This is a genomic window from Sulfitobacter litoralis (assembly GCF_900103185.1).
Taxonomy (GTDB): Bacteria; Pseudomonadota; Alphaproteobacteria; order Rhodobacterales; family Rhodobacteraceae; genus Sulfitobacter; species Sulfitobacter litoralis.
Genome location: NZ_FNJD01000023.1, coordinates 44581 through 57774, shown reverse-complemented (window position 1 = coordinate 57774; position 13194 = coordinate 44581). Strand labels below are relative to the sequence as shown.

At 53.6% G+C, this 13194-nt stretch carries 10 protein-coding genes and 1 pseudogene; 1 reads left to right on the top strand and 10 read right to left on the bottom strand.

All coding sequences use genetic code 11. From position 1 onward, the window contains the following. Positions 1-231: hypothetical protein (locus BLQ98_RS18385; protein ID WP_208596078.1), on the top strand; the 231-nt coding region annotated here is incomplete at its 5' end. A gap of 17 nt (positions 232-248) precedes the next feature. Here the strand turns inward: BLQ98_RS18385 and BLQ98_RS15435 are convergent. The 10 genes and pseudogenes from BLQ98_RS15435 to BLQ98_RS15390 form a co-directional block, all read right to left on the bottom strand. Next, positions 249-1315: pseudogene (locus BLQ98_RS15435) on the bottom strand (IS110 family RNA-guided transposase). A gap of 185 nt (positions 1316-1500) precedes the next feature. Beyond that, entirely contained in the window at positions 1501-2571 is a 1071-nt protein-coding gene (locus BLQ98_RS15430; RefSeq protein WP_093734150.1) for an EpsG family protein, read from the bottom strand. After that, complete coding sequence (asnB, locus tag BLQ98_RS15425) at positions 2571-4541, bottom strand: asparagine synthase (glutamine-hydrolyzing) (protein ID WP_093734149.1); 1971 nt, start codon at positions 4539-4541, stop codon at positions 2571-2573. The genes BLQ98_RS15430 and asnB overlap by 1 nt, the downstream gene beginning before the upstream one ends. A gap of 35 nt (positions 4542-4576) precedes the next feature. Continuing rightward, complete coding sequence (locus BLQ98_RS15420) at positions 4577-5647, bottom strand: glycosyltransferase family 4 protein (protein ID WP_093734148.1); 1071 nt, start codon at positions 5645-5647, stop codon at positions 4577-4579. Continuing rightward, positions 5644-6810, bottom strand: coding sequence for a glycosyltransferase (locus tag BLQ98_RS15415; protein ID WP_244148454.1), 1167 nt, complete (start codon positions 6808-6810; stop codon positions 5644-5646). The genes BLQ98_RS15420 and BLQ98_RS15415 overlap by 4 nt, the downstream gene beginning before the upstream one ends. Next, positions 6782-7942 (bottom strand): glycosyltransferase, encoded by a 1161-nt coding sequence (locus BLQ98_RS15410; protein WP_093734146.1) that lies wholly within the window; start codon positions 7940-7942, stop codon positions 6782-6784. The genes BLQ98_RS15415 and BLQ98_RS15410 overlap by 29 nt, the downstream gene beginning before the upstream one ends. A 512-nt stretch (positions 7943-8454) precedes the next feature. After that, complete coding sequence (locus BLQ98_RS15405; RefSeq protein WP_093734145.1) at positions 8455-9567, bottom strand: glycosyltransferase family 4 protein; 1113 nt, start codon at positions 9565-9567, stop codon at positions 8455-8457. Between the two features lies 1 nt (position 9568). After that, complete coding sequence (locus BLQ98_RS15400) at positions 9569-10504, bottom strand: sulfotransferase family protein (protein WP_167354564.1); 936 nt, start codon at positions 10502-10504, stop codon at positions 9569-9571. Positions 10505-10518: 14 nt separating this feature from the next. Continuing rightward, positions 10519-11649 carry a glycosyltransferase gene (locus BLQ98_RS15395; RefSeq protein ID WP_141135350.1) on the bottom strand — a complete coding sequence of 377 codons (1131 nt, stop codon included), beginning with the start codon at positions 11647-11649 and terminating at the stop codon, positions 10519-10521. Continuing rightward, positions 11646-13151 carry a capsular polysaccharide export protein, LipB/KpsS family gene (locus tag BLQ98_RS15390; protein ID WP_093734142.1) on the bottom strand — a complete coding sequence of 502 codons (1506 nt, stop codon included), beginning with the start codon at positions 13149-13151 and terminating at the stop codon, positions 11646-11648. The genes BLQ98_RS15395 and BLQ98_RS15390 overlap by 4 nt, the downstream gene beginning before the upstream one ends. Positions 13152-13194: the final 43 nt, after the last annotated feature.

Genomic DNA, 13194 nt, shown 5'->3' with positions numbered 1-13194 from the left:
GAGATTTCTGAACGGTTTGAGTGTGTGATCGGATGCGGTCATGTATCAGGCCTCTCGTTGCAGCGGTTGATACAGCCGCGGGCCGGTATGGCGATGCGCGAACCAAAGGCAGATCAACAAATCGAGCTCATGGGCTCCTGCACAAAGACTGCTTTGTCTGGTCCGGATCTTTCCGATCATTTTCCCTTACTGTTCATCGATCTCGTCACACGCTCAAGTCCCGGGTTTTGATGTCTGTCGCATTGCGCTCATGCCATCGTTGCCGGGGTTCGGTAGTCCACTTGCTTCGTCACCATGGCCCACAGACCGCGGGCCATCTTATTCGCCAGTGCCACGGCAACAAGCATACGTGGTTTGCGTTCCAGCATGGCTATCAGCCAAGTGTTATGCGGCATTCCAAATCGCTCAACAGCTTGTAGAACAGACATTGCGCCAGAGATCAGCAGCCGGCGAATGTCGCGTTGGCCCATCCATTGCCCGTCAGGGTCATGCGAAGCATGGTCCCGAGAGGGTCCGAGGTCTTACCAAGGCGAGGTTTGCCACCCGTCGAGCTCTGCTTGGGGACCAAGCCCAGCCATGCCGCAAAATCCCGACCTCGGCGAAAGCAGTTCAGATCAGGCGCGAAGGTCTCAATTGCCAATGCTGTGATTGGCCCCACACCCGGCATGGTCTGGGCCCGCCGTGCCGCTTCAGCTTCTTTAGCAGCACCCCTCATCCTCTGATCCAGCGCTGCAACCTGAACATTGAGACCTACGATCTGGGCGAGGTATACTTGGGCAAGTTCTCGGACGTCTTCGGGCAAGCCTATGGTCTCATCCGCAACTGTGTCGGCCAAGCGTTTGAGGTGGATGGCTCCCTTTGGTGCAACGACACCGTGCTCCGCAAGATGGCCACGCAGTGCGTTGATCGTCTGAGTGCGCTGACCGATGAACATCTGCCGTGTCCGAAACAGCATGGCACGCGCCTGCTGGGCCTCGGACTTCAGCGCAACAAACCGCATTGTTGGCCGCGACGCCGCCTCAACAATGGCTTCGGCGTCAGCAACATCGTTCTTTTGTCTTTTTACAAACGGCTTCACATAGCTCGGTGCAATCAGCCGCACCGTATGGCCGAGTTTCTCAATCTCGCGACCCCAACAATGGGCTGTCGCACAAGCCTCCATCGCAACAATGCATTCGGGCTGTTGGCTCATAAACGCACGAAGCTGAACACGCGTCAGTTTCTTGCGAAAAATAACTGCTCCGTTTGCGCAAGCCCCGTGAAGTTGAAATACGCGCTTTGCAAGGTCTATGCCGATTATGCTAACTTCTGACATGGATGCTCTCCCTTTGAGGGATGCTTTCTGAAACATCACAGTGGCACATTACGATGCCGGTAGGTGGGGGCATCCACGCCATCAACAAAGCCCTCTGAGGCCATCAATCTCCCTGCGGTAATCCATCGAACTAACCTACCCAATAGCAATTTTTGCCCACCTTCATAACTCTGTTGATAGCGTGGTCAAGCCAAGCCGAACTGGTACGGAATCCAGCGGTGTGAGTGGTTGGCAAAATTCAACCAGACGAACATCACCAATGCATAGTAAAGCAGGATTAAAGCGACAATCGATTGATTGCGCCGTCCAAAAGCCCCAACCGCGTCGGGTAAATGAGCGAACACAAACAATTGTAACGGGATTATATAGAGCGCCATACGATCAAGTGCCGTGCTCATGCTGGTGGGGAAAAAGGCTAGGAACAGACCTATGGCGATCAGTGACATTAGGGTCCAGAGTTTTTTTTCATTCGGTGTGAGTGCGAAGCGCTGCCGGTACCATAAAAAAAGTGCTGCCGGAACGGCGTTCATGGCCAGGCGGATGAAAGCCCCCGCTGACTCGATATTTCCATCGACATAGGTACTAATCAGGTTCTCTGCACTCTCTTCTAAAAGAGTAGTGTAGGCGAGAATGGTGGCGACAGTTACAAGCCCCAAACTGAGCCAGCGGTTCGTGGTGGTGGCGAGTCCGGCAATCGGGATCAGCAGTACTGCTGATTTGTGAAACAGTGCTCCCAGAAGAACCCAGACGGCAAAAGCCAACAACCGCTTGCGCGATAGGGCCATGAGGCCAATCATAGCCAGCCCGACGGCTATAGCTTGTCTTGTATATCCCATACCCACAACGATCACCAGATAAGGTATCGCGCAGGCGAGAGCCAACCATGGGCGTGGCAGGCTTCGGCAGAAGACGACGAGCCCAACCGAGAAGATCAGGCCACCGAAAGTGTTGACGCCAGTCATGCCCCAACCAAGGCGCACCGATAGAATGTTGAGCGCCCAGTAGCCCGGGTCTTCCAGGTTACCTAAGTCTTCGAATGTTAGGGAATAGGCTCCAAACAGATACCGGAAATAGTTGTTCCAATCACCGCCGACATCATACCGAAAGCCGATTACCGCTGTCAGCAGCAAGATCGTCAGCACCCAGGCCGGGTCTAGTCGAATGGATCTTGTGCCGTCGCCGCGCACCCGCGTCATCGGTGCGGTAGTGAGCGCGGCCATGGCGGGGAAGATGAAGAATAGCCAGTAGGGCAGCATCAAGTAAGCTCTTTTTCGGCCAGATGCGGAATAATTAAGTGATGCCGGTAACGCTTCAACCAATCCAGAAGCATCAGGACTGTCCAGAGCCGCGCCCCATTATTCGCCCTGCTCGATTGATGGCGCGCCCACATGTCATCGAGCGCCACGGGGTCGAGGCCTACCAAGTCTACCAGCGTTCCCTCTTGCAGCAGGCTTTCAGCCCAGTTGCGCAGCGCGCCGCGCAACCATCGGTCTATGGGTATGGCGAAGCCCTGTTTCGGGCGATCGATCAATTCTCGTGGTACGTGTCGATCAAGCAGAGCTCGCAGCGCTTGCTTGCCCTTGCCATGGGCGATCTTCATCTCCGGTGGGAGGCCCCAGGCAGCAGCGACCACGCGCGCATCCAAAAAGGGTGCGCGGGTTTCGAGAGAGGCTGCCATCGCCGCCCGATCTACCTTTACCAAGATATCCCCGGGGAGATAGGTTACGCTGTCCATCGCCATCAGCCATTCGCTTCCTCCGACTGGAAATTCTGGCTGTGGGTCGATTACAGGTACGGCATCGCGCAACAGCCACGCGGGATCTTTGTCGGCGCGGGTGAAATAGCGATAGAGGCTCTGCAAGTCGTCGATCTCGCCGAGATGCGGCGCCAGCATCGCAGCCTTGTCGAGGGCGGTGACCGGCAGCTTCAGCCGCGCGGCAAGGCGGCGCAGGTGTCCATCTTCGACCGCGCGTCCCTGGAGACAGGCCGTGATGCCTCGTCCGGTCGCGCGGCGCAGGCTACGGGGCAGGCGGTGCAGGGCGGAGGCAAGCCTAGGCCCGGAAATATGGCGGTTATACCCACCAAATATCTCGTCACCACCATCTCCGGTCAAAGCTACCGTGACAGTCTTGCGCGCCTCGCGACATAGCAAGACAGTGGGGATCTGTGAGGAATCGGCAAAAGGTTCATCATAGATTTCTGGTAGATCAGCAATTACCTTAAGCGCATCTTCTTCCGATAAAATAAATTCGGCGTGGTCTGTTTTCAGATGCTGCGCGACCGCCGCCGCATGCGGGGCCTCGTTGAACTGAGCCTCGCTGAACCCTATGGAGAAGGTACGCACCTTTTGGGTACTGCTACGCTGCATCAGGGCCGCGATCAGCGAGGAGTCGATTCCACCGGAGAGAAAACAGCCAAGTGGCACATCGCTTAGCATTTGTTCGCCGACGACATCTTCGAGTGTCGTTTCAAGCTGATCGAGCGGTTTTGATCCGCCTGGATGTCTGTCGACAAGGCCGCGATCAAGAAGATCATTAAAGGTTTCATAAGCCTTGGTCTCGGGATCCGCTTTAAAAGGTGACAGGCTCATCACCAGGCCCGGGGGTACCTTTTGCACATGCTCAAAGATGCAAAGGGTTTCAGGTACATACGCGTATGCAAGATAGGCAGCCACTGCGTCATTAGAAATTCGCGCCTCGAAACCAGGAACGTCTAGCAGCGCCTTGAGTTCTGAGGCAAATGCCCAACCGCTCCCGATGCGGGCAATGTAGAGCGGCTTCTCACCCATCCGGTCACGCGCAAGATTGATCCGCTGCGCTTTCCGATCCCAGAGTGCCAAGGCGAACATGCCATGAGCGCGCTGCAGTGTATTCTGAAGGCCCCAATGGGTAACGGCCGCAAGCAAGGTTTCGGTATCCGAACTACCACGCCATGCTGGCGCTGCGTTAGCCGCCTCCAAGTTCGCACGCAAGGTCAAATGGTTGTAGATTTCGCCGTTGAAGACAAGAATATAGCGTCCGCAGACCGATTCCATCGGCTGAGCACCGGCTTCGGAGACATCAAGAATCGCCAGCCGCCGATGGCCAAGGGCCACACCCGCGTCCTGATCTGCCCAGACACCAGCATCGTCTGGACCACGATGATGAAGGGTGTCGGCCATCATGTGCACCGAGCTAACGAGCGCGTCATCCGCAACTGGAGTTAATATGCCGCAAATGCCACACATGTTAGCCGTCCTGTTCAAAGATTATATCACAACGGTCAGGCGGCATTCGTCTGACCTCCCATTAGTTCTTTTGCCGCTACAAGAAAATCATCGCGGTAGAGTGGTTTTGATTGCCAGTATTTTGCTGCAGCGCTAGATATTCGCTTGTAGCGGTCAGAATCTTCTAGCAAAGCCAGAACGGTATCAACCGTAGTCTCATCGCTGCGGACGAGTACCGCGTTTTCACCGTCACGACAATAGCGGGCGATCTCGCCAACAGGGGTTACCACTGGTACCAGACCAGCCTGCATGGCTTCGACAACCGCCATCGCCATCCCTTCGTCGTGGCTGGTTTGAAGATAGAAGGAGGCCTGTGCCGCCGCTTGAGAAATATCATCATGTAACATGGGGCCGGAGAAGACCACTCTGCTCTCAAGATTCATCTTCTTCACCTGCGCGCGTAATGCCTTTCCCATTCCTCCATCCGGACCGATGATTGTGAAACGTACTTCTGGCAACCGCCGCGCTATGGCGGCGAAGAGTTTGAGGGATCGGTCGAGTCCCTTCTGTGCATTAAGCCGTCCCCAAAAGACGAAATTTGCTCTTGGGGCGCGGGGAGTAGGGAGGGGGCGCGATGTCAGTAGAAACGAGATTGTTCTACCTTTGCCTCTCAAGACCTGAGGTACGCGCTGTGTGAGCGTCATTGTAGAGTCGGCCCAGATTGCGTCGCAAAGGCGCATTGCAATGCTGTTTGCCAGCTTATCTATAAGATGAACGTCATGTGCTAGATGCAGGAAGATAACCGTTTTCTTGTTTGGTCGCAAAATTTTGAAGCAAATCAGAACCAGCGCGGATCGCCATAGCGACGCTACCAAAAGATCCGGCGGGTTGCGAACCAAGCGCCATAGCGCGTGCCAGTATGCCCTGGGATCGTTCAAAGGCGTTGATGGGCCATGATATTCACCGGTTTGCGGGGTCACAGAGGCTTCGCGCACAAGGTACTGCCGCTCAAAAAGCAGGTTTTCATGCCAGCCGGTTGGCAATGAATGAGCTGCAATCTCTACCCCGCCGATTCCATCATATGGGATCAGATGTACTACGCGCAATTTTTTGGGTGTTTGGGTCATAATTGCATAAGTAAGAGGTAGTTTTCGAGAACCCTGTCCACATGAAACGTCATCGCCCGCGCATGTAATTGCTCTGAGGGTAGCGGGTCTTTCAAAGTCTGGTCTATCGCTGTTGCCAATGCGGCGGCATCCCCGACAGGAACAAGCGGCCCATACTTCCCGTTTTCAAGGATATCGGCAGGTCCGGACGGAGAATCCGTAGACACCACCGGACAGCCGCAGCCTAAGGCCTCGACATGCACATTTCCGAATCCCTCCCACTCCGACGAAGAAACGAAAAGAGCTGCTCGTGACATGTAAGCATATGGGTTTGTAGTAAACCCTGGAAGGTCAACTTGCCCACCTTGACCGAGTTCGAGCCCCAATGTGGTTGCGGCGGCTGCGATCCGAGTGCGGTCGGGGCCTTCTCCGAGGATGATCACGCGCAGGTGCGGCCGCGTTTTGCGAAGTTTGTGAACGCTTCTTAACAAAGTTGGGAAGTCTTTCTGGCGATCAAGGCGGCCAACACTGATAATCGTGCGTGCTGCATCCTCAGGAGTTGCCAGCCAAGGATGTTCAACGGGGTATTGCGCCTGCGCCAGAACCTTATCTGTCAAGGCAGGGTTATGAATTACTGTCACTCGTTTTTGGGGTAGGCCCAAATACTTTACAAGGTCGTCGGCAATTCCATCGGATACTGCGATAATCCCGTCGGCGCGTGGATATGCGCGCCGCAACAGGGCTGGCATCACGACCTTTTCTCGCAGCAACACGCTTTCCGCTGTAGCCAGCGACAGAACCTTGTGTGTTCCAATATAGATGCGCGTATCGACCCGCGCGATACCATGGGCCCAAAGCGAAACGAGGTTGGCATAATCCAACGCTGATAAAAAAGTTCTGGGCTTATGATGCTGGAAATACCTTACGAGCTTTGGCAACGCACCCAGCATGCGACCGCCACCTAGATCAATTACGCGCACCCCCTCGGGCACCTCGTTGCGAAGGGGCCCGCTTGCATCGAGCGCAACCATTTCAACTGAATACCCAGCCTTCAGAAAACCTTGGGCCAAGTTCAAACGCATGCGCTCGACCCCGCCAATAGTAAAGGCTGGCAGGAATAGCGCGACATCAGCAGGTTTTAGATCTTGCGACATTTCAAAAGCCCAACCTTTTACGGTATTCATCAATGATATGGTTGACCTCGAACAGCGCGGCACGGTCTTTCAGAGTGCTCGGGTCTGGGGGATGATCCAGCACCTCGGCCATTGTCTTTGACAGCGCCGCGACATTGCCTACCGGAACTAGTGGACCGAAACGGCCATCATCAAGAATTTCCCGTGGCCCATGCGGACAGTCCGTAGACACGACTGGACACCCGCAGGCCATCGCTTGAATCAGAACACCGGGAAGGCCTTCGTTTCGCGACGAGAGAACGAATAATGAAGCACGACTCAGAAATGTGAACGGATTGTCGACATAGCCAGTAAAATAAACAACGTCATCCAGACCTATCTGGTGAACCAGCTCTCGCAATTCACGTTCTCTATGCCCGTCTCCCAGTATTATAAGACGAGCCTTATGAGACTCGTGCACCTTAGCAAAGGCACGGATCAAGGTTGGAAAATCTTTAATGTCTGTCAGCCGCCCTACCCCAAGAACCACGGGGTGCTCTTGATCCTCTAGCCAGGGATGCGGGCACGCCTCTTGAGCTCGCTTATTAATGTCCTCGGTGACAATCGCGTTGAACACCGTGTCAATATTGTTTCGTTGTAGTCCTGTGACTTCTGCCATGGTATCTGCCATACCAGACGAAACAGCAATTCGTGAAGTTGCCCATGGATAAATCAGTCGCAGCGCAAAGCGCGTCCAGTAGCGCTTTGTCCAGAACGGTTTACCAGCATCAATGTGATGCAGTACGTGGCTGCTCACGGATATGGGGGGGGCGCGCCTTGATAATTTACGGGCGATCAGAGTCGCCACATTCAGATGGTCTTCGGCAGATATAATCGCAATGGGCTGTTCACGTCTAATATACTTGGCGATCTTCGGTATCGCCTTCAGGGCCCGCGAAGCTTGCAGATCAATCACGCGCACCCCTTTAGGGACATCGTCACGCATCTCACCTTCGCCACTGACTACTAAAAGGTCGACTTTATAGCCGCGCGTGATCAGTGCGGCACAAAGATTGAGCCGTACACGGCAGACGCCACGCCCAAAAAAGGACCCCAGCATGAGCGCGATCGGACGTTGCTGGTCTGAGGTCGATACGGTTGTGGTGGGCATCCCAGGTGCGTGGGCGCTATCAATGGTGGACATGCTGGATCTCCTCGGACTGAATCGGTTTCAGTTAGTAAAGGGGTTCGTCTCTATCCGGGAAAAGCCCAAGTTGGCATCATACAATGCCACCATTGCCCCAGCCATACAAACTTAGCGGAAAGCTTCAGATTTAAACGATCTAGTTTTCAGAGGCAGAGCACTATTTTATAGTATAATTCGGACTTCATTGGGACGGCAATCAACTAAAGTATCTCCTAGTCGTAAAAATAATATTCACGTGAGGCGTTTAAGCCATCGGTGTATTTATAAAATATAATATGTGGGAATAACCATATTTTTCTGCTCGTATTATCCACCTCAGGTTGTTCTGTTAAAGCCAAATGCAATAATCTTTTGTGTATGGTGATATGCAAAGGATTACCACATCGGGAAAACTAAAGTTCAAAATCTGCCAAAATATAGCGGGGTTGCGGTGGTATGTCCGCACTGCAATGCGTAAAAAAGTGCACATCATTACGAGGTCGTTTCTTTGTCTATCGAGGGAAGTGCTCTCAGTCATTTACTGGAGACACATCAAGGATCATCTTCGCCCGTGCTGCCCAAGTATATTTTTCCTCCAGTTCTTGCCGCGCGGTTTTGCCCAGTCTGCACCTAAGGATGGCATCAGATTGCAATCGCTGGATTGCACGGACCCAAGCGTTGGGATCACCGCCGGGAGCTATCAGGGCATTGTGCTCATTCTTCAGAACTTCACCCAGTACCGGCAGATCAGACGCGACGATCGCACGGCCTTGCGCCATGTACTCGAACATCTTCATGGGCGAGGTCCATCGCGAAATATCACCTCCGCCACCATCTGGCGAAACCTGGCGTTGAAGCGGCAGCAACATGACATCCATTTGGTCAAAGAATGGCTGAAGTGCGCCATGCGGTTTTTGTCCGTGCAGCACGATGTTGTCGGTACTGATATGATCTCCCCAGTGGACGACGTCCACCGGGCGGCCTCCAACAATGTCAAAGGTCAGTTCAGGCATTCTTTCTGCGATCTCGACGATCAGTTCCATTCCTTTCCCTGGGTATAGATTGCCGACATACCCGACGCGGAGCTTTTTTACCTCGAGACCTGGTGGGACGGACCGAACAGGCAAGACCGCACCATCATGCGCAACATGAATGCGGTCACCAGAGATTTGCGGAAAATCCCGAAGATACTGCTCCTTTAACGCCTGTGTGATAGCCACCAACTTGAAGCGCTCTTTGTCGCGCAACATACGCGATAATAACAACCGATGAAAACCGTTGCTGTATGGCATATGAACTTCGTAGATCACCGGAAGCCCCGCCAGTAAGGCCGCATAGGCCGCGTAAATGTGACGGCTGTAGAGCAGATCAGGACGCTGACCGGCCAAGCTGCGGCGCACGATCTCACGGCCATAAAGCGGCCCGGCGACCCCACGAAGGGACAAGAGGCGTACCTTTTCAAGGCGGAAATCCGCACACATGCCATAATAAGAAAACGGATCGCCAGCGTCTACACTGGGGGGCATAGCGTAAAGGGTGACTTCATGACCCTGCTCCGCGAAAGCCTTGCACATATGCATTACATGTACCGCATAGGCACGGTGAGAGGGGATTGGGACTTGTGCAGCGTAGGCGATCTTCATCTCAATCGTCTTTCTGCAAAATTGCTATACGAGCTCGCCAGTCATCAAGGTTTCGGCCTAACACAGCCTCGGCTGCAGGAATGTCGGTTTCAAACGTGTCGGCCAAACGACGCATCATGGTGGGATCCGGATTCGAGCGGGCTTCGACGGTAACGTTACGCTTGAACACTGCGCGCCCAGGCCTGAGGCCCAAGGTGTTGGCAACCCGTTTCAGACCTGGATAGATAAGATTGATCGGAAAGGGTTTGTAGGTCATTAGCTCATACAGCCGCTTCGAGCGTAAACGGCGATTGGGATTGACCTTCTCGAATGTGGTGCATCCATCATCCGTAGCGCCCAAAAACGCTAGGGTGTCAAGATAGGCGCGGCGGGGGTCGCGGATAAATTCCTCAAAAATAATCACATGAACACGCTCCCGCGGCACCAAGTTGAACAAACGCTCAAGCATCGGCGTGAAGCGGCAGACTTCTCGATAGTCCAGCATCTTGGGATCTGGGCAATACGGAGGCAGACTTTCACCGTTGGCACGCATGGCATTTAATGCCCATGCTTGTGAGAAGTCTTCGATGTCGTCATAGAGCTTACGCACATGATGGTTGTGTAGCGACAGCGCCATGTCAACTGGGTTACGCAGCATGACGATAAATCGGGCGTCGGGCTGGTCACGAAGTATCTGCGGGATCGCCACTGTCGAGAACAAATACCAGGTCGACCCCTCGCCGCTCATCTGACCAGCGGTTGCCCTAGCGAACATGCGCTCGTACTCTGACTTGTCAGAGACGCGTCGCTTCAAACCTGTTTCACGTGTATACATGTCACTAGCGTAGAAATGCGGTTCCTTGTTAGAGGGCATGAAGATCGACGGATTGTCGCCTAGGTACTGGAATAAGGATGAGGTACCGCACTTTGGGGCCCCGACAATGAAGAAATCAGGCATAGTTTTAACTCCCATCATAACGCGCCGTGCGCGCGAAATAAATCAAGGTATTGCTCGGTAATGCGTGCCGCCGCGAAATCCTCCGCGCGCAATCTCAGGCGTTCCGTCCCTACCGGCCGATCCAGTGCAGTGCAAATTGCCTTTGCAAGAGCGATATCATCCCCTACTGGAACCAACCCACCCAATGTACCTTTGCTCAAGATTTCGCGAGGACCATGCGGACAATCCGTCGAAACTATCTGACTTCCCAGAGCCAGCGCTTGAATCAGCACGCCGGGCAAACCTTCCCACAAGGAGGACAGAACAAACGCGTCCGCGGCAGCTATATCAGGGAAAGGATTGGACACGAACCCCGCCATAGATACATGTTCTTGAAGGCCGAGCGCCCGCACCTGCTCTTCCAGAATGCCACGCTCTACTCCTTCACCAAGGATTACTAACCGCGCTGGACGATGTGCGACTACCCTTGCCATCGCGCGTAACAAGGTCCCGTAGTCCTTCTGGACCGCCAACCGACCAGCAGCAACAAGACAAGGGCGATCACGGTCAGGTGCAAGCCATGGGTGTGAGGGTGCCGCCTCGATCGCCTGGGCACGGATAGCGTCCAGATTGAAAGGATTATGGATTGCCACCACCTTGTCCTGCGGCAATCCAGTAGCGGAAATTAGGCCATCGGCCACCCCGTCAGACACTCCTATAGCGGCATCTGCAGAGCGGTAAAGCAACCCTACTGCGCGCGGCAACCAGAGCCCTTCGAAGCGTGAGCGGTTCTTGGCAAGGCGCATCGCGAAGTCACCATGCAGGGTAGGAAAGACACCGATTTTATCTCGGGAAACCCACCTCGCAAGGATTGCCGCAAAGGCATGCAATTCCTTCGATGTTAGAATAACTGCCGGTTGACGTTGCCGATAATATGCGGCCAAGATACCGACTGATTGCCGCAAGCGCATTGGACCGACAATGTGAACGCTGGCACCTTCCGGAATTAAGTCCTGAAGCACACCACCGCCTTTTTCCAACACGAACTCGACTCTGACCTGTTCCGTTTCCAGAAGTCCCTTCGCCAGTGCCGCCCGTGTCCGGGAAATGCCGCCACCGGACATTTTGGGCAAAAGTATCGATACTAAGGGGCGCGAGATACTCACCTTTCTACGCCCAACAGTTTTTCAATATGAGTGGCAATATAGGCAGATGCTTGTTCGGTCACCTCTGGAGGGACTTCACTATAGCCACCAAAGATAGTCTTGGCAGGCATTTCGAAAGAATGGTCGAAAATTGCTTGAATGTAGCGCACAAGCGCTTCGTCTGATGCCGGTGGCTGACACCGTGCGCGGGTCAAAGCGGTCGATAACTCAGCAAGGTTTCCCTCTACGCACAACCCCTCACCAATTAGAGTGTATGGCGCAGCACCAATCACTAATACCGGTATACCTAGACACAACCCTTCCCATCCGGCTGTACCAGTTATGACCACGACGCTATTAGAACACTTCAATACCTCAACGCCATTGTACAAAGGCCCTAGCAACACAACATTGTGCATCGCAGAAATGCGGGCATAGAACCTTGCCGGCCGACGCCCAACCATAGGCAGATGCTCCTTGACGACAAGTAGTTCACCGGGAGGCAACGCTTTCGACAACCCTTCAATGACGGACAGTTGATCCGTGTGATACGGAGCCAAGACCATAGTTGAGGCTTCCGGGTCGACGTGTAACGGATAGTAGACGAATGGTGTCCCCGGGAGGGTACCACCCAAGTATTTTCTCATGTCATGCTTGTATCGGTGCTCAATACGAATCCGCATAAGTGCGCGGGCGATCTTTTTCCGCCGGCCTTCATAACGATCCAAGGCATACCGGAAGCCATGATTGACGATCTGAAAAGCAGCTTCGGCGTAAACTTTCCAAGACTTACGTGAAAGCATCCTCCGCGTGTTTTCGACGTGATATTCTGGTTGAAGTTTCTTCTCGCGGAAGTCATTCAACCATTCGCGCGCTTGATCAAATATTTGATTCTTCAAATCAGTAGTACGCAGGTTTTCAATGTGTGAATGAACCATACTGAAGCTGTCTTTGACACTAGTATCAATAATATAGCGCTGACCAATTCGGGCGGGCTTGATCTGAGCAAAGCGGACACCATGAGCCTCCGCAGACTTTGCCATTGAAAATGCAATGGAGTTAGCGACTACATAGCTAAAAACAAGATCGGGTTGGACTTCGTCCATAATTTCGTCAACAAATCGATAAAGCCCGATGACATAATTTGTAGCGCCAAATTTTTCATTCTTTAGAGCGCCGTCAATCTCGGGATGAGGTTTCACAGTCCCGCCTGATACATACCCCTTTGCAATAAAGCGGTCGGCAATCAGTGTCCGAGTAAATACTTCTTGTCCATACCGGGCTAAAAAAGCGGTATGGTCATTGTCAGTAGCTGGTGTTTTAATCCACTCTTGCTGCTTGGACATTGCCTCGCTCCATCCATCCAATGGGCGTCCCAGACGGCTTTCCAATACCTGCACTTCGCGTTTCCCATAGGCGCTGATCGCATAGAATTCTGCCGATGGGTCTTTCCGCGCAAGTTCTCGCATTATGTCGCCTGCAAAGGCTGCGAAGGGTGGGGCGATGTAAAACAAGTATTTCATTCAAATTGCCTGTAATTGGGTGTGGTACAGCATCGTATGTTCC

What these genes read in the sequence shown, in the direction of transcription:
- BLQ98_RS15430 (WP_093734150.1), bottom strand. Translation starts at nt 2,571, where the DNA reads ATGCTGCCCTACTGGCTATTCTTCATCTTCCCCGCCATGGCCGCGCTC.
- asnB (WP_093734149.1), bottom strand. Translation starts at nt 4,541, where the DNA reads ATGTGTGGCATTTGCGGCATATTAACTCCAGTTGCGGATGACGCGCTC.
- BLQ98_RS15420 (WP_093734148.1), bottom strand. Translation starts at nt 5,647, where the DNA reads ATGACCCAAACACCCAAAAAATTGCGCGTAGTACATCTGATCCCATAT.
- BLQ98_RS15415 (WP_244148454.1), bottom strand. Translation starts at nt 6,810, where the DNA reads ATGAATACCGTAAAAGGTTGGGCTTTTGAAATGTCGCAAGATCTAAAA.
- BLQ98_RS15410 (WP_093734146.1), bottom strand. Translation starts at nt 7,942, where the DNA reads ATGTCCACCATTGATAGCGCCCACGCACCTGGGATGCCCACCACAACC.
- BLQ98_RS15405 (WP_093734145.1), bottom strand. Translation starts at nt 9,567, where the DNA reads ATGAAGATCGCCTACGCTGCACAAGTCCCAATCCCCTCTCACCGTGCC.
- BLQ98_RS15400 (WP_167354564.1), bottom strand. Translation starts at nt 10,504, where the DNA reads ATGCCTGATTTCTTCATTGTCGGGGCCCCAAAGTGCGGTACCTCATCC.
- BLQ98_RS15390 (WP_093734142.1), bottom strand. Translation starts at nt 13,151, where the DNA reads ATGAAATACTTGTTTTACATCGCCCCACCCTTCGCAGCCTTTGCAGGC.